Origin of the sequence: Nocardiopsis alborubida (assembly GCF_012396365.1) — a bacterium.
Taxonomy (GTDB): Bacteria; Actinomycetota; Actinomycetes; order Streptosporangiales; family Streptosporangiaceae; genus Nocardiopsis; species Nocardiopsis alborubida.
Map to the genome: position 1 here is coordinate 167,017 of NZ_JAAXPG010000012.1, position 20,399 is coordinate 187,415.

A 20,399-nucleotide genomic window follows, 5' to 3' on the forward strand; every position below is an offset into this window, starting at 1 on the left:
CGCGGCCGCGCCCCGCGCGGCCCCCTCCACGTGACCGCTTCCCCGGGCGCGCCCCGCCGCGCCCCGCACCCCAGGACACCCACATGAGCAAGAACCTCGGTATCACCCTCGGCCTGATCATGGTCGCCGTCATCGGCCTCGGCCTCCTCATCGCCCTCGACGACCGGGGCGGCACCGCCGCCCCCGCGGCCCCGAACGACTCCGCCGACCCGCAGGCCGCGCCCACCGCACCGGCCGGAATCCTGGTCCGCGAGGACAGCCGCCACCTCGACCGGGTGGAGGAGGCGCCGGTGACGGTCGTGGAGTTCCTCGACTTCGAGTGCGAGGCCTGCCGCGCCCAGTTCCCGGTCATGGAGCGGATCCGCGAGGACTACGACGGGCGGATCAACGTGGTGATCCGCTACTTCCCCATGCCCGGGCACACCAACGCCGAGCCCGCCGCCGCGGCCGTGGAGGCCGCAGCCCAGCAGGGCGCGCTGGAGGAGATGTACGCCCGGATGTACGAGACCCAGGCCGAGTGGGGCGAGTCCCAGGACTCCGAGGCCGGGGTGTTCGTCGGCTTCGCCGAGGACCTGGGCCTGGACACGGAGGAGTTCGTCCGGGCCATGGAGGACCCCGCCACGCTGGAGCGCGTGCGGTCCGACTTCCGGGACGGCGTGACCCTGGGCGTGCGGGGCACCCCGACCATCTTCGTCAACGGCCGTCCCACCCCGAGCATGCCCGGCTACGAGGTGCTCTCGGCGATGATCGACCGGGAGCTGGAGGGGTGACCTCCACCGCCTCCCGCCGCGCCGCGGCGCCCCCGCCCGGGGCCGGAACTCCCATCGTCAGCCGGGCCCTGCCCTGGCTGCTCACCCTGGGCGGCGGCGCCGGGCTGCTCGCGGCACTCGCCCTGCTGGTGGAGAGGATCCGTGTACTGGCCGACCCCGGGCACGTGCCCGCGTGCAGCCTCAACCCGGTGCTCTCCTGCGGCACCGTCATGGCCACCCCGCAGGCCGAGGTCTTCGGGGTGCCCAACCCGGTCATCGGCGTGGTCTGCTTCGCCGTGGTCACCACCGTCGGCGCGGCCCTGGTCGCCGGAGCGCGTTTCGACCGCTGGTTCTGGCTCGGGCTCCAGGCGGGCGTGCTCTTCGGCGCCGTCTTCGTGCACTGGCTGATCTTCCAGAGCCTGTACCGCATCGGAGCGCTGTGCCCGTACTGCGTGGTCGTGTGGGCGGTGACGACACCCCTCTTCTGGTACGTCACCCTGCACAACGTGCGCTCCGCGCACCTGCCCACACCCGCGTGGGCCGGGGCACCCGTCGCCCTGCTGGTGCGCAACCACACCGTCGTGCTCACCGTATGGGCGCTGGGGGTCGTCGGCGCGGTCGGCCAGGCGTTCTGGACCTACTGGTCGACGCTGCTGTGAGCCCCTCCTTCCGACGGGCCGCCACGCGCGTCGGGGCCGACGCCCCGACGCGCGTGGCGGAACCCGTGACGGAGCGTGCGCGAAACGTAGGTTGGACGCATGCGCGTACTGGTCACGGGTGGTGCCGGGTTCATCGGATCGAGGGTCGCGGAGGAACTCCGCCTGGCCGGGCACGAGGCGGTCACCCTCGACGCCTACCTGCCCCAGGCCCACAACGGGAGGGACATCGAGGACAGAACCGTCGACGTCGTGGGCGACGTCCGGGACGGCGAGATCGTCGAGCGCGCCCTGAGGGGCGTGGACGCGGTCTGCCACCAGGCGGCGATGGTGGGGCTGGGCTCCTCCGACTTCATGGACGCCCCCGACTACGTCCGCTGCAACGACCTGGGCACGGCGGTCCTGCTGGCCGCCATGGCCAGGGCCGGGGTCCGCGACATCGTCATGGCCGGTTCGATGGTCGTCTACGGGGAGGGGCGGTACACGTGCCCCGAACACGGCGACGTCCGTCCCGGCCCGAGGTCGGAGGCCGACCTGCGGGCGGGCGTGTTCGACCCCCCGTGCCCCCGGTGCGCGGCCCCGCTCGCTCCCGGCCTGGTGGGGGAGGACGCGCCGGGCGACCCGCGCAACGTCTACGCCACCACGAAACTGGCACAGGAGCACCTGTGCGCGTCGTGGGCCCGGTCCGTCGGCGGACGCGCGGTGTCGCTGCGCTACCACAACGTGTACGGGCCGGGGATGCCGCGCGACACCCCGTACGCGGGCGTGGCCTCCCTCTTCCGCTCGGCGCTGGCCCGGGGCGAGGCGCCCCGCGTGTTCGAGGACGGCCGCCAGCGGCGCGACTTCGTGCACGTCGGCGACGTGGCGCGGGCCAACGTGGCGGCGCTGGAGGCCGTACCGGGCAGGGCCCGGGGGGAGCTGTCCGCCTTCAACACCGGCAGCGGGACGCCGCACACCATCGGCGAGATGGCCCGGGCGCTGGCGGACGCGCACGGCGGCCCGGAGCCCCTGGTCACCGGCGAGTACCGGCTCGGCGACGTCCGGCACATCACCGCCTCCTCCGACCGCCTGACGGAGGAGCTGTCCTGGCGGCCGAGGATCGGTTTCGCCGAGGGGATGGCCGAGTTCGCCCGCGCCGAACTGCGCGGTTCGGCCGGATACGGAGCACCGAAGGCCGATGTGTCCGCGTGTCGCGACCGCCTTTCCCGGCCTGTGTCCACATGACTTCGTAGCGTAACCAGGGTGATCAGAGAACCACACGAGTACGGCCAGGACGAACCGGCGCAGGCGCCGCCCGACACGGCGGGCGGCGACCCGCCGCCACCGGTCGACGTGGTGCTGCCCTGTCTGGACGAGGCGTCCGCCCTGCCCTGGGTCATGGAACGCGTCCCACCGGGGTGGCGGGCGATCGTCGTGGACAACGGGTCCACGGACGGATCGGCCGGTATCGCCGCGGCGCTGGGGGCGCTCGTCGTCTCCGAGCCGCGCAGGGGCTTCGGCGCGGCGTGCCACGCGGGCCTGTCCGCCGCGACCGCCGAGTTCGTCTGCTTCTGCGACTGCGACGCCTCCCTGGACCCCGCCCTGCTCCCGGCGATGGTGGACCGGGTGCGGGTCGGCGGGGCGGACCTGGTCGTGGGCAGGCGGCGCCCCGTCCGCAGGGGGACCTGGCCGGCGCACGCCAGGATCGGCAACGCCGTCGTCGCGCGGATGCTGCGCTCGCGGACCGGGGTGCGGGTGCGCGACATCGGCCCGATGCGCGCCGCACGCAGGACGGACCTGCTCAAGCTGGGGATGACCGACCGGCGTTCGGGCTACCCGTTGGAGACGGTCGTGCGCGCCGCCGACGCCGGGTGGCGGGTCGACGAGGTGGACGTCCCCTACCTGCCCAGGTCGGGGGCCTCCAAGGTGACGGGGACGTGGCGCGGCACGTGGACCGCCGTGCGCGACATGACGGCGGTGCTGCGCGAGCCGCCGGTCTCTGAGGGCGTGCGCGCGAGGGGAGGGCGGCCGTGACCCGGACCGTCGAGCCCGGCCTCCCGGCAGGGGACACCACCCTGCTGGTGATCGCCAAGGAACCCGTTCCCGGGCGGGTCAAGACACGGCTGACCCCCGAGTACTCGCCGAGGGAGGCCGCCGCGCTCGCCGAGGCCGCCCTGGCGGACACCCTGCACACGGTGCGCTCGCTGCCCGCGCGCAGGAGGCTCCTGGTGCTGGAGGGGAGGCCCGGCCCCTGGCTCCCGCCGGGGTTCGAGGTGGTCCCGCAGGCGGGCGGCGGGCTCGACGAACGGCTCGCGCACGCGTTCGCCCGGTGCTCGGGCCCCTCCCTGCTGATCGGCATGGACACCCCCCAGGTGACAGGGGAGCTCCTGGCACCCGCCCTGGCCCCGCACGCGTGGGAGCGCGTCGACGCCTGGTTCGGCCCGAGTGAGGACGGGGGCTTCTGGGCGCTCGGCCTGGCCGAACCCGACCCCCGCCTGCTGCGCGGTGTTCCGATGTCGACGGAGCACACCGGACGGTTCCAGCGCGCGCGGCTGGTCGGCGCCGGGCTGCGCGTGGGCGATCTGGACGTGCTCACGGACGTGGACACGCCCCGCGACGCCGCGCTGGTGGCCTCGCTCGTCCCCGGCAGCCGCTTCGGCAGGGCGGTCGGGCTCGCCAGAGCGGGGTGCCGGCGGTGAGCGCGACCGAGACCGGGGTCGACACGAGGTCGGTTCCGTGGCTGTGCGATCCCTACTCCAGGGCGCTCGCCGACGGCCGCGGCCCCCTCTTCCTGCGGCGCCCCGACGGGTGGATGCTCCGCCTGGACGTCGAACGCTGGTGCGGGGGGACCGACGCCGCGGACGAGAGCGTGCTGGAGCGCTCCGAGGGCGACACCCTGGACGCCGGGTGCGGACCCGGGCGCATGGTCGTCGCGCTCGCCGCCCGGGGCCGCACGGCGCTGGGCGTGGACATGAACCCCGTGGCCGTGTCGCGCGCGGTCGAGGCGGGCGGCCGGGCGGTGTGCGCCTCGGTGTTCGATCCCCTGCCCGGCGAGGGCGCCTGGCGTACCGCGCTGCTGGTCGACGGCAACATCGGTATCGGCGGAGCCCCCGGGGACCTGCTCGCCCGGATGCGGGAGGTCGTGCTGCCCGGCGGTCTGCTCATCGTCGAGACCGCCGCCCACGAGGTCCACGAGTGCGTGACGGTGCAGGTCACCGACGGCCTGGGGGAGCCGGGCGCCCCCTTTCCGTGGGCGCGGCTCGGGCTCCGCGCCCTGCGGCGGTGCGCGCGGGGGGCCGGGTGGGAGTGGTCGGAGGCCTGGCAGGTGCGGGGGCGCCGGTTCGCGGCACTGCGCGCGCCGCGGGGCAACCCGGCGCCGGAACGCGTCCGCCCCGCGGTGACGGCGTGACGCGGCCCGGACTCCACCAGCGCGACGTCCGGGACGCGGTCGGCGCCTCCCGGACGGGTCTGCGCACCGACCTGTCCGTGGCGGCCCTGGCCGCGCTCCTCTTCGCGTCGGCCGCCGTCGTCGGCACCCGGATCGAACGCGCCCACGGCGTCCTCCACGTGGACTGGCCGCCGCTGTACGCGTCCTGGTTCCCCCACGCGGGGCCCGGCACGGTCCCCGCCCTCGCCCTGGCGGCGGCGGTGGTGGCCTGCGGGCCCGCGGTGGCGCGCGCCCTGCCCTGGCGCGCCCTGGTGTGGGCCGTCTGGGCCGCGTCCGCGCTCTGGACCACCGCGCTCGCGCTGGTCGACGGCTGGCGGCGCGGGATCGTCAGCCGCCTGCTGTCCCCCCACGAGTACCTGTCCTCGGTCGACCGCTTCCAGGACGTGGGCGCCGCGCTGAGCACGTTCACCCGGCACATCCTCATCGGGCAGCCCGACAACTGGCCCACGCACGTGGCCGGGCACCCCCCGGGCGCCGTCCTGACCTTCGTCGCACTGGACCGGATCGGCCTGGGCGGCGGGGCGTGGGCCGGGATGTGGTGCGTCGTGGTCGGCGGCTCGGCCGCCGCCGCGGTCCTGGTCGCGATGCGCGCGCTCGGCGCGGAGTCGACGGCGCGCCGGGCGGCCCCGTTCCTCGTGCTGCTGCCCGCGGCGGTGTGGGTGGGCACGTCGGCGGACGGGTACTTCGCGGCGGTCACCGCGTGGGGTCTGGCCCTGCTCGCCGTGGCCGCGGCGCCCGGCGCGCGTGCGCCGCGCACCACCGCGCTGGCGGCGGGTCTGCTCCTGGGGTGGTCGGTGTACCTGTCCTACGGGCTCGTCCTCATCGGGATCCCGGCCGTGGCGGTGCTCCTGTGCGCGCGGACCGCGCGCCCCCTGCCCTACGCGCTGCTGGGCGCCCTGGCCGTCGCCGCGGCCTTCACGGCGGCAGGTTTTTGGTGGTGGGAGGGCTACCAGCTGCTCGTGGAGCGCTACTACCAGGGGCTGGCGTCGGTCCGGCCCTACGGTTACTGGGTCTGGGCGAACCTGGCCGTGGCGTGCCTGACGACCGGGCTCGCGACCGCGGCGGGTCTGCGCCGGGCGCTGGCACGGCTGCCCGGGGCGGTGCCCGGTCTGCGCCGGGCGCCGTCCCGGGAGACCGCGACGACGGCCCTGCTGGTGGCCGCCGCGCTCTGCGCGGTCGCCGCCGCCACCCTGTCGGGGATGAGCAAGGGCGAGACCGAGCGCATCTGGCTGCCGTTCGTGCTGTGGCTCGTCCCGGCCGCCGCCCTCCTGCCGGACCGCCACCACAGGGCCTGGCTGGCCGTCCAGGCGGCCACGGCTCTCCTGGTCAACCACCTGCTGCTCACCGGGTGGTGAACCGGGGCGCTCCACGGGGCCGGTGCCCCTCCATGTGCCGCCGTACCGCCTCCTCGTCCGCGAGGCGCACCGCCTGCCTGCCACGGCTGCGCCGTCTGCGCGTAGCTCCGCTCGCCGTACAGCCCCGCGAAGGTGGCGAGCCGGAAGAGGCGGCCGTTGACACCGGCCACGGGCCCCTCCTCGTCGAGCCGTTCGGCGGGCTCGAAGTAGGTCTCCCGGACCTGTTCGGGTGAGCCGCCCAGGCCGTAGCCGCCGTCGCCGGAGGCACGTGTCCAGCCTGCTGTCGCTCCGGCGAGTCCACCAGTGACACCGTGTCATGGGATGACGGTGCGAATCTCACGGAAAGGCCGTGACAGGCACACGTCGTTCGCGGGTGGTGTCTGTGTGCGACGCAGGTCCGGGCGCCGCGCGCGGGCACGGCCCGGAGCGGTGGGCCGGGCCGCGCGGCGGGGGAGGGCCCGGGGTTCACGCGTCGCCGGCGGGGACCGGCCGCGGGGGTTGCCGGGACGCGGAGCCCGCTGGCCGGGTTCTGCGCGTCCTGGGGGCCGACGCCCTCGGTTCGGGCACTCCCGCCGCGTTGAGGGCCGGACTTCCGGAGCGGGGCGGCCTCTCCGTACGGCGGGCTCAGCTGGTGACGTGCCGGTCGAGCCAGTCCATGAGGGGGCCGGTGGCCTGCCAGTCCGCGCGGACGGTGTCCAGGAGCTTCGCGGACAGCGGCACGTCCGGCCGCTGCACGTTGTGCTCGGCGCCCAGGGAGCGGTGGCGCAGCAGGTGCACGCGCGGGTGGTCGCCGCTGTACCCGCGGGGGTGGGTCTTGAGGGTGTCGCCGACGATGTCGAAGCCCCGGGCCGTCAGCTCCTCGACGATCCGCGCCAGCCGCGGACCCTGGCGCTCGTCGTCGACGCCGTGGCGGTAGCGCTCCACCTGCGCGCCCGACATCGCGTGGTAGCCCGCGCCCACCGAGAGCCCCTCCAGGCCGAGCTGGAGGTAGTAGCCGACCGGTCCCCGGGACTGGCTGACCAGGCCCACGTGGGTCTTGTAGGGGCTCTTGTCGTGGGAGAAGCGCACGTCGCGGTTGGGACGGCCCACCTTCATCGGGCCGAAGTCCTCCTCCAGGGCCTCGGCCAGGGCGCGCGCGGGCTCGCGCACGGCGCGCACGTACACCTCGTGGCGGCCGTGGAAGTAGTCCTTGGAGTTGTCCCGGGCCAGGCCGTCGAAGAACGCGAAGGCCTCCTCGGTGAAGCCGGTGAAGTCCATCCCTCTCCTCCCGCGGTGGCGGACGCGCGCCCGCCGTCCTACCCCCGCGGCGCTTCGCCGAACCCGGCCGCCACCGACGGTGCCCCGCGCGCCGCCGCCACCTACGACGCCGACGGCCTACCCGCCACCGCGGTCGACCCGCGCGGCAACGTCGAGGGCGCCAACCCTGACGACTTCACCTGGACCTACGGCTACGACGGCGCCGGGTCGCTGACCGGCGTCACCGACCCGCTGGGCCACACCCAGACCAGCGCCTGCGGCGAGCGCGGCTCCGGAGAGCGCGGTCGATGGTGGGACACAGACCCTGGTGACGTGTTTCGCGAGCGGGCCACACACCCCTTGCCCCACAGCGGATCCCGCCCTGACCGAAGACGGGACCAAGAGGTGTCGGGCCAGGTCACAGGTGCGCTCCACCATGCGAGTGCGCTACAGTCCTCGAACACGAGTTCGACAAGGCGGTGTCTTCCTCCCCGGCCGTTGACACGAGGGGGAGGGGTGTATCCGTGTTCGCCCACCTGCGGTCGGCGTCCTGGTACTCCTTCCGGCACGGCACCGCGGCCCCGGCCCGGCTCGTGGAGCAAGCCGCCGACGACGGCCAGCCCGTACTGGCGCTGACCGACCGCGACGGCCTGCACGGCGCGGCCGAGCACGTGAGCGCCTGCCAGGAGGCCGGGCTGAGCCCGGCCCTGGGAACGGACCTGGCCCTGGCCGTCCCCGACGGCGGCCGCGTCGTGGCCCTGGCCCGCGGCGCCCGGGGGTGGGCGTCCCTGTGTCACCTGGTCACCGCAGCCCACCACCGCCCCGGCCCGGTCGCCGTCACCCGCGAACAACTCGCCGAGCACCACACGGGCCTGGTGCTGCTGCTGGGGTCCGACTCCGACGTGGGCCGTGCCCTGGCCCAAGGCCGCCCCGCCCACGCTCGCGTCCTGCTGGCCGCCTGGCGCGCGACCGGCGCCGAGCTGGCCCTGGCCCCGCACGAGCACGGCGCCCTGGGGCAGCGCCGCACCGCGCGCGCCATGGTCGCACTGGCCGACGCCGAACGCCTGATGGCGGTGCTCACCAACGCGGTGCGCCACCCGGCCCCAGGCGACGCGGTGGTCGCGCACGCCCTGGATCGCATCCGCCAGCACGCCCCCGGCGGCCACACCCCCGAACCCCGCACTCCCCGCGCGCACCTGGCCCCGGGGGAACAGATGCTGCAGACCGCACTCGGCGTGTGCGCGGGCGACCAGGTGCGGGCCCGGCGCTTGGTCGCCCACACCCTCGCCCTGGCCGCCAGCTGTGCCCTGGACCCGACCGCGGACCTGGGCATGGGCCGCACCCATCTGCCCACCAGGCCCGACGCGCGCACCGAACTGCGCGCCCGCGTGTTCGACGGAGCCGCCCGCCTGGGGCTGGACCGCTCCCGGGCCGCGCGCGAGCGCACCGAGCACGAACTGGCCACCGTCGACCGCATGGGCCTGTGGACCTATCTGCTCACCATCGCCGATGCCGCCGACGCCATCCGCGCCCAGGGGATCCGCTGCTTCGCCCGAGGATCCGCGGTCGGCAGCCTCCTCGTCCACCAGCTGGGCATCTCCGCGATCAACCCGCTGGAGCACCACTTGGTCTTCGAACGGTTCTGCACCCCCAGTCGTCCGGCACCGGACATCGACCTGGACGTCGAATCGGCCAGACGACCGCAGGCCTACGACGCGGTGATCGCCTCCCACAACGGGGCCAGCGCCGCGGTGGCCATGACCGACACCTACCGGGCCCGCAGCGCGCTCCGCGACGCCGGAACCGCCCTGTCGATGCCCGCGGCCGAGGTCGAACGGATCGTCCAGGCCTTCCCTCGGGTACGGGCCTCGCGCATCGCACGGACGATCGAGGAGCTGCCGGAGCTGCGCGCGCTGGAGGGGATGGACACCGAGCCGGTTCGCCAGCTGGTGGGCCTGGCCCAGCGCCTGTCGGACCTGCCCCGGCACGTGGCGATGCACCCCTGCGGACTGGTGCTCTCCGACCACACGCTGGGCGACCGGCTGCCCACCCAGCCCTCCGGCGCGGGCCATCCCATGGTCCAGGCCGACAAGCACGCCGTGCAGACCTGGGGCCTACTGAAGCTGGACGTGTTGGGGGTGCGGATGCAGTCGTCCCTGGCTCACACCCTGGGCGAGGTGGAGCGCACCACCGGCCGCCGACCGGACCTGGAGTCCCTCCCCGACGGCGACGCGGCCACCGCGCACATGACGGCACTGAGCCGGACCCTGGGCTGCTTCCAAACCGAGTCCCCGGGTCAGCGGGAGCTGGTCTCCCGGCTGCGCCCGGCCACCATCGCCGACCTGGTGGCCGACATCAGCCTGTTCCGGCCCGGACCCATGGGAGTCGATGTCGTCTCGGCCTACCTCGCCGGACGCGCGGGCACCGCCACCCAGGCCCCGCACCCCGCCGTGGAGCAGATCCTGGCCGAGACCGGCGGTGCGCTCCTGTGGCACGAGCAACTCCTGCACCTGCTGGATGCCATGACCGGATGCGGCCTGGAACAGGCCGAGAACATGCGCCGGGCCCTGGGTGACGCGCAGGGCCGAGGGCAGGTACGAACCGAGTTCCACACCCGGGCCGCCGAACGCGGCCACACCCCCGACACCATCGACCAGGTGTGGCAGCAGGTGGAGGCCTTCGCGGCCTTCGGGTTCTGCCGCGCCCACGCCGCGGCCTTCGCGCTGGTGAGCTACCAGTCCGCCTGGCTCAAAAGGCACTTCCCCGCCGCCTTCTTCGCCGGAGTCCTCACCCACCAGCCCGGCATGTACCCGCGCCGGAGCCTGCTCCACGACGCCCGCCGCTTCGGCGTGGCCGTCCTGCCGCTGGACCTGCACGCCTCCGGCCGCCACTGGGCGGTCGAACGCGTCGACGACCTGCACTGGGGGCTGCGCCCACCGCTGACGGACGTCGGCAGCCTCACCGCGGCCGAACGCGACCGGATCCTGACCCAACGCCCCTACACCGACCTGCGCGACCTCATCGTCCGAGCCCGCCCGTCCACCCCGGCCCTGGACGACCTGATCCTCGTCGGGGCCCTGGACGCCCTCACCGGAGCCGAACACGGCCAGGGGCCCGGCCGCCGCGACGTGCTCCTGCACGCCCACACCCTGGCCCGCACCCGCCCCCGGCGGGCGGACGCCGCCGCCGACCAACTCTCTTTGGACACCGACCAGGCCCCGACCCCGACGCGTCGGACCGCGCCCATGAACCACCTCGACCGCCTCGACGAGGAGACACGGGTACTGGGCTACGAACTCTCCGGACACGTCCTCGACCGCCACGCCGAACTCCTCGCCGACCTGGCCGCCCGCCGGAATCTGGTGCACGCCGCCGACCTGAACCGGGTGCCCAGCGGCGCACCGGTGACCGTCGCCGGGCTCAAGCTCAGCGTGCAGACCCCGCCCACCCGCTCCGGGCGCAGAACCATCTTCGCCAGCGTCGAGGACCGCACCGGCCTCGTGGAGGTCGCGATGTTCCCCGACGTCCAGGAGCACTCGGCGGCGGTGCTGATGCGCGAGCGCCTGGTCGTGGTCAGCGGCCGGGTGCGCCGCTCCACACCGGGCGCCCTGGCCACCATCACCGCCACACGCGTCGAATCCCTGCGGCCCGACCGGTCCCGGGGAGGGCGGGGGATCGTCAACGCGCGGACACCGGAACGCTCTCCTCGCCGGGCGGGTTCTGCGGCAGACCGCTGTCGGTGAGAACGCGCTCAGGCTCCGGTGGAGGGCGCTGTGCTCGTCGATCACCGTCTCCGCTCCGCCGGGCAGCAGGTCGCGTGGGCGCCACCGGGCGCGCATCTCCCTCTCCCCGAACTCCCCGCCTGTGACCGGGTCCCGCCTCGAGTACTCTCGGTGAGGGCATAGGCCGGTACCGGGGGAGGGCGCATGTCGGCAGGTCTGCCGAAGGGGGAGGGGCGGGTCCTCGTGGTCGCCGCCGACGACGAGTTGCAGAGCCTGCTGTGCGCCACGCTGACGCTCGCCGGGTACGACGTCGGGCACGAGTCGACCGGGCCGGCGGCGGTGGCGCGGATGCGGAGGGAACCGATTGACGCCCTCGTGGTCGACACCTCCACGCCCGGACTCGTGCACATCCCCCGGATGAAGGCGAGCGAGCGCCAGGCCGCCATTCTCTTCCTGGTCCAGGAGGAGCGGTTCGCGGACGTGTTCGAGGAGGTCGGGTTCAGCGCGGAGGACTACCTGATCCGGCCGTTCCGGGCCACGGACCTGCTCGCCCGGGTCCATCTGCTGGTGCGGGACGGCGTCACCACCTCCCGCCGGGCCGTCATCGAGCGGGGCGATCTGCGGCTCGACGACGCCTCGTACCGGGCTTGGCGCGGTGAGCGGCAGCTCAGGCTGAGTCCTGCCGAGTACCGGCTGCTGCGCGAGTTCGCGCGGAACGCTGGTGCCGTGCTGTCCAAGGAGCAGATCGCGATGCGCATCTGGGGCGGCCTGCGCGACGACAACACGATCGAGCGCCTCATCTCCCGCCTGCGGAGCAAGGTCGACACCGAGCCTCCGGCGCTGATCCGCACGCAGCGCGGATTCGGTTACTCGCTGGTCACCGAGTGATTCCGCGCCCGGGCACGCGAACCTGACGAACTGTCAGGTGCCTGTCAGGTTCGGATCCGGGCGGTGTCAGGTCTGGCTGATGTGATCGGGAGTACCCGATCAAGGAGGCCACTCTTGACAGACACGACCACCGAACCGTCCGGCGCCGCACCGGACGTCATCGACTATCCGACACCGCGTGACGCCCGGTGCCCGTTCGCCCAGCCCGAGAACGTCCGCGCGACGACACGCGAGGACGCCCCGCTCACCCGGGCGCGCATCTGGGACGGCTCCACCCCGTGGCTGGTCTCCAAGTACGCTGACCAGCACGCGCTGCTCACCGATCCGCGCCTGTCCATCGACGAGAAGCGCGAGGGCTACCCGCACATGACGCGCGGCCGCAGCACAGCCGCGCAGCACACGCCGCAGCTCATCACGAACACGGACGCGCCCGAGCACACCCGGCTGCGCCGCATGGTGAACCTGCCGTTCACGGTCAAGAGGATCGAGGCACTGCGGCCGCGGATCCAGGAGCTGACCGACGGGCTGATCGACGAGATGCTCGCCGGGCCGAAGCCCGTCGACCTGGTCCAGGCCTTCGCGCTGCCGGTCCCGACCATCGTCATCACCGACATGCTCGGTGTCTCCTACGACAACCGCGAGGACTTCCAGCACGCCAGCCATGTGCTGGTCAGCCACGAGTCCACGCCCGAGGAGTCGGCGGCCGCGCGCGCCGTCCTGGGCCGCCACATGGGCGCGGCGATGGAAGCCAAGATGGCCGAGCCGACGGACGACGTCATGTCGGAACTGGCCAACCGCGTCAAGGCCGGGGAGATGACCCCGGAGGAGGCGCTCACCATGTCCGTCGCGATCCTCATCGCGGGTCACGAGACGTCGGCCAGCATGATCGCGCTCGGCACGCTCGCGCTGCTGCAGAACCCGGACCAGCTGGAGTACCTGCGATCGGTCGCCGACGACCGCAAGGCGGTGGCCGCCGCGGTCGAGGAACTGCTGCGCTACCTCAGCATCGTGCACACGGGCGTGCGCCGGATCGCGACCGAGGACATCGAGGTCGACGGCGCGGTGATCAAGGAGGGCGACGGCATCGTCCTCGACGTCGCCGCCGCGAACTGGGACGCCGCGCGCTTCCCCGAGCCCGACCGCCTCGACCTGACCCGTAACGCCCGCGCACACCACGCGTTCGGGTACGGCGCGCACCAGTGCCTCGGCCAGAACCTCGCGCGGGTCGAACTGCAGGAGGTGTTCCGCACCCTGTTCCGGCGTATCCCGGACCTGCGGCTCGCCGTTCCGGCCGACGAGGTCGAGTTCGCCTACGAGGGCGTCGCCTACGGCCTGCGCTCGCTGCCCGTGACCTGGTGACCAAGGGACCTGGGAGAAAGGAAGACCGATGACTTTCCGTGTGGAGTTCGACGAGCCGAAGTGCGTGGCCGCCGGACAGTGCGTGTTGGAGGCCCCCGAGGTGTTCGACCAGCGCGACGAGGACGGCGTCGCCGTCGTCCTCGACGAGACCCCGGCCGACGACCTGATCGAGAGCGTGCGGGAGGCGGCCGCCGTCTGCCCGGCTGCCGCGCTGCGGGTGGTCGAGCTGTGAGTGGCGTTCCGGAGAGCGTCGTCGTCGTGGGCGCCTCAGCGGGCGGCCTCGCAGCCGCTGAGGGACTGCGGCGCGGCGGGTTCGGCGGACGGATCACGCTGGTCGGCTCGGAACCGCACCTGCCGTACGACCGGCCGCCGCTGTCGAAGGAGGTGCTGTCCGGTGCGTGGGAACCGGGCCGTATCGCGCTGCGTTCCGCCGACGACGTCGCCGCGCTGAACCTGGACCTGCGGCTCGGAACGACGGCGACCGGGGTGGACCCGGATGCCCGCACCGTGGCCCTGGACTCGGGAGAGGAGGTCGGCTACGGCGCGCTCGTGGCCGCCGCCGGGGTGAGCCCGCGGCGGCTTCCGGGCGGGAGGGGGCACGTGCTGCGCACCCTGGAGGACGCGCTCGCGCTGCGGGACCGGCTGCGTCCGGGGCGGCGCCTGGCGGTGGTGGGCGCCGGGTTCCTCGGCGCGGAGGTCGCCGCCGTGGCGCGGGGCCTGGGCTGTGAGGTCACCATGGTCGAGCCCGCGCCGGTGCCGCTCGCGCATGCCGTGGGCGCCGAGATCGGCGAGGTGCTGACGGCGGCCCACACGGAGCAGGGCGTGGACCTGCGCACCGGTGTCGGCGTTGCCGAGGTGGAGGACGGCGGGCTGCGGCTCGCCGACGGCACCGCGGTGGAGGCCGACGACGTGCTGGTGGCGATCGGTTCCGTGCCGAACACCGGCTGGCTGGAGGCCGGCGGACTGCCCGTGGATGACGGGCTGGTGTGCGACGCGTACTGCGAGGCCGTGCCGGGCGTCTACGGCGTCGGAGACGTGGCGCGCTGGCACAACCCGCTGTTCGGCGTGCCGATGCGGGTCGAGCACCGCCTGCACGCCGCGGAGCAGGGCCTCGCCGTCGCACGGAACATCCTCGACCCCGAGGGGCGCAAGCAGTTCGCCCCCGTGCCGTACTTCTGGTCTGACCAGTACCACATGAAGATCCAGTCCTACGGCTACCTGCGCGGTCACGACGAGGTGCGGATCGTCGACGGCGACCTCGCCGAGCGGCGGTTCCTGGCCGTGTACCGCACCGGTCGGCGGCTGGTGGGAGTGCTCGGGGTCGGTGTGCCGCCAAGGGAACTGCGCGGGTGGCGGAAGCAGATCGCGTCCGGGACGCTCTGGGACGACGCCGTCGGCGGGGAGAGCGCGGTCGCACAGGCAGACGCAGCGGGACAGGAGATCCCCAAACGAGAGGCGGTCGGCAGTGACGCGTGCTGAGACACGGGACGAGGTGCTGGTCGTCACCGGCGCCGGGGGTATGGGCGAGGCGATCGTCCGCAGGATCGGGAGCGGGCGGCGCGTGCTGCTCGCGGACCGCTCCCAGGCGGCGCTGGACCGGACGGTCGCGGCGCTCGCCGAATCCGGGTACGACGTGACCGCAATGGTCACCGACGTGTCCGACCGGGCGTCGGTGGACCGGCTCGCCGAGGCAGGAGCCGTCGCCGGACGGCTGGCCGCCGTGGTGCACACGGCCGGTGTGTCGCCCGCGACGGCACCCGCCGCCGACCTGGCCGGACTGCCCGCCGTACAGGCGCTCGACACACCCGCGATGGCGTACGTGTTGGCCAAGCGTGGTAACCAGGTGCGGGTCGAGGCGGCCGCGCTCGCCTGGAACCGACTCGGCGCACGCGTCAACACCGTCAGCCCCGGAGTGATCTCCACGGCGATGGCCCGCGCCGAGGCCGAGGGTGAAACGGGCACGAGCATGCTCGGGATGCTGGAGGCCTGCGGCATCGGCCGGATGGGTTCCACGGGCGAGCTCGCCGAGGCCGTCGCCTACCTGACCGGTGTCGGATCCCGCTACGTCACCGGAACGGACCTGCTGATCGACGGCGGACAGGCCGCGTGGATCCGGTGGCACATGCCCCGCAGCGGGGCGGGGGCGCACGCAGGAGCGAGCCGATGATCGCTCTGACCATCTGAATCGGGCCAGGCGACCCCGTGTGGAAGGAACGCGCGCCGGGTGCGGACAGGACGATCCGGAAAGTGATCAGAGGATGGCCGGCGGACGGGGAAAGCGTGTGCGGAGACGCCGGGACGGGCGGGAATTCCGTGGCCTGGGTCCAACGCCCGTGCCCGATGGGCGGCCGCCCGCCGCCGGGCCGAGCGGGGTGGTCCGGGGATTTCCCGAAAACCGGATCTGAGTTTTCCCGGCCTAGAAAAAATACTCCGGTCACAACACATTTCCTCTAGCCCCTGCATCGCGCGTTCCAGTGTCCTGCGGCACACTGCTTTTTCGGGACAGGGAGATTCCTGTGTGATAGGTTCTAAGAAGTTGCAGTCGTGAACCCCGATGGATTCCATTTTTTCGGGCGATCACCGCGGTGACGGGAAAATCGTCATCTGCGGTTTTCTTCATGCTCCGAACGAGAGGTATCCCTATGGCGACCGGTACGGTCAAGTGGTTCAACGGCTCAAAGGGCTTCGGCTTCATCGAGCAGGACGGCGGCGGCCCCGACGTCTTCGCTCACTACTCGAACATCCAGACCGCGGGCTACCGGGAACTGGCCGAGGGTCAGTCCGTGCAGTTCGACGCCGTCGCGGGGGCCAAGGGTCCCCAGGCTGAGAACATCACTCTGGTCTAGGGGAGCCGACGCTCCTCCTGCGGCAGGGGCCCGCCCTCAGGGCGCTGGGCCCCTGCCGCTTTTCCTTTTTCTCCGCCGGATTCTCCAGCCGTCGCCCCCCGAACGGCACCGGCGTCCACCGCGCCCCGGGTCCTCCGGGCGAGCGCGGACACCCGCATTACTTATCCGGCGTACTCCGGTTTCCCCCTGCGAGGCCGAAAGGCCTCCCTCCCGGCGAGCGCCGCTGGCGAAAGGCCTCACATGAGTTATCCGCACCGCACCGGCACCGGCCGCGGCCGTCCCTCGCCGGGATACGGCCGACAGCGCCCCCGCACGCCCGGACACCCCCGTTCCGGCGGCCCTTCCGGGGAGTTCGCCCTCCCGGTCACCGTCACCCCGGCGCTCCCACCGGTGGATTCCTTCGAGGCGCTGGACATGCCCGCACCGTTGAAGCGGACCCTGACCCGGCAGGGGCTGACGGTCCCCTCCGAGATCCAGGCGGCCACCCTGCCGAACTCGCTGGCCGGGCGCGACGTCCTGGGCCGCAGCCGGACCGGTTCGGGCAAGACGCTGGCCTTCGGGCTGGCCCTGCTCGCCCGGCTCGACGGGCGCAAGGCCGAGCCCCGGCGCCCCCTGGCCGTGGTGCTCGCCCCCACCCGTGAGCTGGCCCAACAGGTGGACGACGCGCTGGCACCCTACGCGCGGTCGGTGGGGGCGCGCACGACGACCGTGGTGGGCAGCATGCCCATCAGCCGTCAGGCCCGCGCCCTGCGTCAGGGCGTGGAGCTGGTCGTGGCCACCCCGGGCCGCCTGCGCGACCTGATGGAGCGCGGCGACTGCGTCCTGGACCAGGTGGACGTCACCGTCCTGGACGAGGCCGACCAGATGACCGACATGGGCTTCATGCCGCAGGTCACCGCGATTCTCCAGCAGATTCCGGCCGACGGTCGACGCATGCTGTTCTCGGCCACCCTGGACCGCAACGTCGACACCCTGGTCCGCCGGTTCCTGAACGACCCGGTGGTCCACTCGGTCGACCTGTCCGAGGGCGCGGTCTCCACCATGGAGCACCACGTCATGCACGTGTCGCACGCCGACAAGCAGGACGTCGTGACCCGGATCGCGGCCCGCGACGGCCGGGTGATCATGTTCCTGGACACCAAGCGCGCCGTGGACCGGATGGCCGAGCACCTGCTCAACAGCGGCGTCCGCGCGGCACCGCTGCACGGCGGCCGGTCCCAGCCCCAGCGCACCCGCACCCTCGACCAGTTCAAGAGGGGCGCCGTGACCGCGCTGGTCGCCACCAACGTCGCCGCGCGCGGCATCCACGTGGACGGGCTGGACCTGGTGGTCAACATCGACCCGCCCACGGACCACAAGGACTACCTGCACCGGGGCGGGCGCACCGCCCGCGCGGGTGAGACGGGCAGCGTGGTCACGCTCGTGCTGCCCAGCCAGCGGCGCGACATGACCCGGTTGATGAGCCGGGCCCGGATCGACGCGCACACCGCGCGGGTGGATGCCCAGGACGTGGAGCTGACCAGGGTGACCGGAGCGCGTGAGCCCTCGGGCGTACCGGTCGCCGTGTCTGCCGGGGGCTCGCGAGAGCGGCGGCACCGTGGTGCCGCGGCACGCCGACCGCGCCGCTGACCCGACCACGACGGGGCCCGGGAGCGGGATGCTCTCGGGCCCCGTCGAGCTGGTTCCCCGAGGCAAGGGTGCTCGCCCGCGCCCAGGTCCAGAAGAAGGCTGGTCCCTCGGTACGGTCCTAACGTCAGGGTCTCGCATCCGGTAGCACGTGATGGTGTCGTCGCTGCTCAGACCGCTCCCGGCAGCGTGCTCGGGCAAGCCAAAGGCCGCCGACCAGGTTAAACACCCGGTCGGCGGCCTCGATCGAACGACTCAGCCGCTCTTCCTGCGGAACATCTTCTGAAGGGTCCTGCCACGGGTCTGGGTTGTGCTCATGGCTGCCATCGCGGTCGCCGTGACGATCACTCCGTTCCGCGCATGGCACCGCCGTCAGCACTCGCCGGGTCCGTGCGAACCCCAAGACCAGTGGGTCGCCGCACATCGGTGAAGCTGCGCTGAGGACATCGCGTACCGAACCTGTCGACCGCCGCCACGAGGACAGCGGCTGACAGAGTCCGGCACCTGGGCACGGTCGCGCCCAGGTGCCGGAGACGCCTCAGCGCCGGATCAGCTTCCGTCGCTCGCGCCGCCCTCGTTGGGCGGCGTCATGTTCGCGTATTCCTCGATGCGGTCGATGAGGCCTCCCTTGAAACCGAAGTACATCGCCACGGGCAGCTCGGTGCCGGACCCGTCGGGCATGTTGATGTGCAGCACGTGCTGCTGGAGCACCTCGTCGGGCTTCTGGAACTGACGGGTGATGTCGTACCGCAACGCAACGACACCCCCGCCGCTCGACATCTGCTTGAGCTGCTCGAGGTTCTCCTCGATCGTCTGCTCGCCCTTGCCGTCGTTGTGCCACACGGTGGCCGTGTCCGTGCACATCGCTCGCATGCTCGCGAAGTCGAACTTCTCCAGATGCCGCAGGTACTGGACCGCCTTCTCCATCAGCTCCGGTTCCATGATTCCGTCCTGTCCTTTCTTGTCGGGCTCTGTCATCGTGCTCCTGCTCCTTTCGTCGAGAACGGGCGCACGTTCCCCGGCGTCGACGACGACCGGAAGATGGTTCGCTTCAAGCGGGACCGGGCACGGGAACGCCGTGGAGAACACATGGTGGGGCAGGATCACCTGGTTGAAGTCGACCCGCAGGGTGCTGCCCCCGTCTGGGGGGAGGATCAGCCACCGACCGATCTCGGGTGTGTCGGTGCCGCTGCTGGGATCGGTGAATACCGCCAGACGCAGACCGGGGACGGATTCCAGCACTACCAGGGTGTGCTCCCGGCCGCCCAGCTCGACGACCAGGTCGCCCGGGGCGGACACGGTCTCCTTGCTTCGCGGGCTGGTCAGCCGCCCCACCTCGACAGTACGGCCGGGCACCGCCCGGTACTCGGCGTCCACGACCCAGCTCGGATCATAGGGATAGCGCGCGATATCGCGCAGCCGCGTGAGAACCGGTGCGGACGGGTCCCAGACGACCACGCCGTAGGTTCCGCCCCGCCCCTGGACGAAACACACCCGCCCGTCAGCAAGCTCCACCTGGCTGCCGGATTCCACTTCCACCGCACCGGTCACCGGCCGCCCGCCGACCGACACCCCGTCCGCAGCGGTGACGGTGAGCGTCAAGACCCCCGATGCGCTCACCTCCCATCGACCGGGCAGGCCCGGCACCCCCGGCTCGGGATGCGAGACCATGGCCAGCTGGACGGTGCCCGCCTTGCCACCCGGGCCGGCGACCTCCTCCCAACGGCTCTTCCGCCAGGTCGCGTACTCCGCCGGCACACCCGGGTGGCCAGAGTCCTCAGTAGACATAGATCCTCCTGTTCCTGTCGCCGCCCGAAACGAGCGCCCTTCAGGTACCACCCTGCGACGACGCGGCAGGATCTTGCAAACATTGTTGCTCTTCTGGCAAATTGACTGCCATGAACGACGAGAAGGGTGAGGACCTCGACGCCGTCGGTCCCCGGCTGCGCAAGCTCCGCCATGAACGCGAGACCACGCTGGCCGAGCTGTCGGCAGCTACCGGCATCTCCATCAGCACGCTGTCCCGGCTGGAGTCCGGCTCCCGGCGACCGACTCTGGAACAACTGCTCCCACTGGCCAGAGCCCACGGCGTCACGCTCGACGAACTGGTCGATGCCCCAGCCACCGGTGACCCACGTATTCACCTACGCCCCATCAGCTGCAAAGGGGGCATGACGGCCCTGCCGTTGACCCGGCGCCCCGGCGACATCCAGGCCTACAAGTTCATCCTCCCCGGAAGCGCTCGCCCGGACCAGCCCGCCCCCAAGACCCACGAGGGGTACGAATGGGCCTACGTCCTCAACGGAAAGCTACGGCTCGTGCTCGGCGAACACGACATGGTCCTCTCGCCCGGTGAAGCCGCCGAGTTCGACACCCGCACACCACACTGGTTCGGCGCCGCCACCACCCAGCCCGTGGAATACCTCTGCCTCATCGGACGGCAGGGCGAGCGCGCACACATCCGCGCCCGCACCCCTCCCAGGAAATGAACCAGCCCTTGCCGAAGTGGCAAACAAGTTTGGTGTTCTCCCACGC

18 protein-coding genes are annotated in these 20,399 nt (G+C 72.9%); 16 read left to right on the plus strand and 2 right to left on the minus strand.

Going from position 1 to position 20,399, the window contains the following annotated elements; genetic code table 11:
* Positions 1 to 83 precede the first annotated feature (83 nt).
* The 7 genes from HGB44_RS14685 to HGB44_RS14715 all read left to right on the plus strand — a co-directional run bounded on the left by HGB44_RS14685 (position 84) and on the right by HGB44_RS14715 (position 6,187).
* Positions 84 to 770, plus strand: coding sequence for a DsbA family protein (locus HGB44_RS14685; protein WP_061078817.1), 687 nt, complete (start codon positions 84 to 86; stop codon positions 768 to 770).
* Positions 767 to 1,408 (plus strand): vitamin K epoxide reductase family protein, encoded by a 642-nt coding sequence (locus HGB44_RS14690; RefSeq protein WP_061078818.1) that lies wholly within the window; start codon positions 767 to 769, stop codon positions 1,406 to 1,408. Before HGB44_RS14685 ends, HGB44_RS14690 begins: the two co-directional genes overlap by 4 nt.
* 99 nt (positions 1,409 to 1,507) lie before the next feature.
* Positions 1,508 to 2,629 (plus strand): NAD-dependent epimerase/dehydratase family protein, encoded by a 1,122-nt coding sequence (locus HGB44_RS14695; protein ID WP_061078819.1) that lies wholly within the window; start codon positions 1,508 to 1,510, stop codon positions 2,627 to 2,629.
* 18 nt (positions 2,630 to 2,647) lie between these two features.
* On the plus strand, positions 2,648 to 3,418 hold the full coding sequence (locus HGB44_RS14700) for a glycosyltransferase family 2 protein (RefSeq protein WP_061078820.1): 771 nt from the start codon (positions 2,648 to 2,650) through the stop codon (positions 3,416 to 3,418).
* Positions 3,415 to 4,083: a TIGR04282 family arsenosugar biosynthesis glycosyltransferase gene (locus tag HGB44_RS14705; RefSeq protein ID WP_061078821.1), complete on the plus strand. Its 669-nt coding sequence runs from the start codon at positions 3,415 to 3,417 to the stop codon at positions 4,081 to 4,083. Before HGB44_RS14700 ends, HGB44_RS14705 begins: the two co-directional genes overlap by 4 nt.
* A complete protein-coding gene (locus HGB44_RS14710) occupies positions 4,080 to 4,793 on the plus strand; it encodes a class I SAM-dependent methyltransferase (RefSeq protein WP_231972252.1) in 714 nt (237 codons plus the stop codon). Before HGB44_RS14705 ends, HGB44_RS14710 begins: the two co-directional genes overlap by 4 nt.
* A complete protein-coding gene (locus HGB44_RS14715) occupies positions 4,790 to 6,187 on the plus strand; it encodes a hypothetical protein (protein ID WP_061078823.1) in 1,398 nt (465 codons plus the stop codon). Before HGB44_RS14710 ends, HGB44_RS14715 begins: the two co-directional genes overlap by 4 nt.
* A gap of 624 nt (positions 6,188 to 6,811) precedes the next feature.
* Here the strand turns inward: HGB44_RS14715 and HGB44_RS14720 are convergent.
* A complete protein-coding gene (locus tag HGB44_RS14720; RefSeq protein ID WP_061078824.1) occupies positions 6,812 to 7,444 on the minus strand; it encodes a DUF2461 domain-containing protein in 633 nt (210 codons plus the stop codon).
* A 503-nt stretch (positions 7,445 to 7,947) separates the two neighbouring features.
* On the opposite strand from HGB44_RS14720, the gene dnaE reads away from it, so the two are divergent.
* The 8 genes from dnaE to HGB44_RS14765 all read left to right on the plus strand — a co-directional run bounded on the left by dnaE (position 7,948) and on the right by HGB44_RS14765 (position 17,867).
* On the plus strand, positions 7,948 to 11,166 hold the full coding sequence (dnaE, locus tag HGB44_RS14730; protein ID WP_061078825.1) for a DNA polymerase III subunit alpha: 3,219 nt from the start codon (positions 7,948 to 7,950) through the stop codon (positions 11,164 to 11,166).
* 183 nt (positions 11,167 to 11,349) lie between these two features.
* Positions 11,350 to 12,033 carry a response regulator transcription factor gene (locus HGB44_RS14735; protein ID WP_061078826.1) on the plus strand — a complete coding sequence of 228 codons (684 nt, stop codon included), beginning with the start codon at positions 11,350 to 11,352 and terminating at the stop codon, positions 12,031 to 12,033.
* A gap of 114 nt (positions 12,034 to 12,147) precedes the next feature.
* Positions 12,148 to 13,392: a cytochrome P450 gene (locus HGB44_RS14740; protein ID WP_061078827.1), complete on the plus strand. Its 1,245-nt coding sequence runs from the start codon at positions 12,148 to 12,150 to the stop codon at positions 13,390 to 13,392.
* A 28-nt stretch (positions 13,393 to 13,420) separates the two neighbouring features.
* Entirely contained in the window at positions 13,421 to 13,624 is a 204-nt protein-coding gene (locus tag HGB44_RS14745) for a ferredoxin (protein ID WP_061078828.1), read from the plus strand.
* Positions 13,621 to 14,871: an NAD(P)/FAD-dependent oxidoreductase gene (locus tag HGB44_RS14750; protein ID WP_061078829.1), complete on the plus strand. Its 1,251-nt coding sequence runs from the start codon at positions 13,621 to 13,623 to the stop codon at positions 14,869 to 14,871. The genes HGB44_RS14745 and HGB44_RS14750 overlap by 4 nt, the downstream gene beginning before the upstream one ends.
* Positions 14,858 to 15,559: an SDR family oxidoreductase gene (locus HGB44_RS14755; protein ID WP_231972254.1), complete on the plus strand. Its 702-nt coding sequence runs from the start codon at positions 14,858 to 14,860 to the stop codon at positions 15,557 to 15,559. The genes HGB44_RS14750 and HGB44_RS14755 overlap by 14 nt, the downstream gene beginning before the upstream one ends.
* Before the next feature lie 475 nt (positions 15,560 to 16,034).
* Positions 16,035 to 16,238, plus strand: coding sequence for a cold-shock protein (locus tag HGB44_RS14760; RefSeq protein WP_061078830.1), 204 nt, complete (start codon positions 16,035 to 16,037; stop codon positions 16,236 to 16,238).
* Positions 16,239 to 16,478: 240 nt separating this feature from the next.
* On the plus strand, positions 16,479 to 17,867 hold the full coding sequence (locus HGB44_RS14765) for a DEAD/DEAH box helicase (protein WP_061078831.1): 1,389 nt from the start codon (positions 16,479 to 16,481) through the stop codon (positions 17,865 to 17,867).
* A gap of 546 nt (positions 17,868 to 18,413) precedes the next feature.
* On the opposite strand, the gene HGB44_RS14770 is transcribed toward HGB44_RS14765, so the two are convergent.
* A complete protein-coding gene (locus HGB44_RS14770) occupies positions 18,414 to 19,652 on the minus strand; it encodes a DUF1684 domain-containing protein (protein WP_082768207.1) in 1,239 nt (412 codons plus the stop codon).
* 110 nt (positions 19,653 to 19,762) lie between these two features.
* Between HGB44_RS14770 and HGB44_RS14775 the strand changes: the two genes are divergently transcribed.
* Positions 19,763 to 20,353 carry a helix-turn-helix domain-containing protein gene (locus HGB44_RS14775; protein WP_061078832.1) on the plus strand — a complete coding sequence of 197 codons (591 nt, stop codon included), beginning with the start codon at positions 19,763 to 19,765 and terminating at the stop codon, positions 20,351 to 20,353.
* Positions 20,354 to 20,399 lie beyond the last annotated feature (46 nt).

Bases quoted from the DNA above. Each gene is read 5' to 3' on its own strand.
- HGB44_RS14685 (WP_061078817.1), top strand. From the start codon at position 84: ATGAGCAAGAACCTCGGTATCACCCTCGGCCTGATCATGGTCGCCGTC.
- HGB44_RS14695 (WP_061078819.1), top strand. From the start codon at position 1,508: ATGCGCGTACTGGTCACGGGTGGTGCCGGGTTCATCGGATCGAGGGTC.
- HGB44_RS14720 (WP_061078824.1), bottom strand. From the start codon at position 7,444: ATGGACTTCACCGGCTTCACCGAGGAGGCCTTCGCGTTCTTCGACGGC.
- HGB44_RS14735 (WP_061078826.1), top strand. From the start codon at position 11,350: ATGTCGGCAGGTCTGCCGAAGGGGGAGGGGCGGGTCCTCGTGGTCGCC.
- HGB44_RS14745 (WP_061078828.1), top strand. From the start codon at position 13,421: ATGACTTTCCGTGTGGAGTTCGACGAGCCGAAGTGCGTGGCCGCCGGA.
- HGB44_RS14760 (WP_061078830.1), top strand. From the start codon at position 16,035: ATGGCGACCGGTACGGTCAAGTGGTTCAACGGCTCAAAGGGCTTCGGC.
- HGB44_RS14765 (WP_061078831.1), top strand. From the start codon at position 16,479: ATGAGTTATCCGCACCGCACCGGCACCGGCCGCGGCCGTCCCTCGCCG.
- HGB44_RS14770 (WP_082768207.1), bottom strand. From the start codon at position 19,652: ATGTCTACTGAGGACTCTGGCCACCCGGGTGTGCCGGCGGAGTACGCG.
- HGB44_RS14775 (WP_061078832.1), top strand. From the start codon at position 19,763: ATGAACGACGAGAAGGGTGAGGACCTCGACGCCGTCGGTCCCCGGCTG.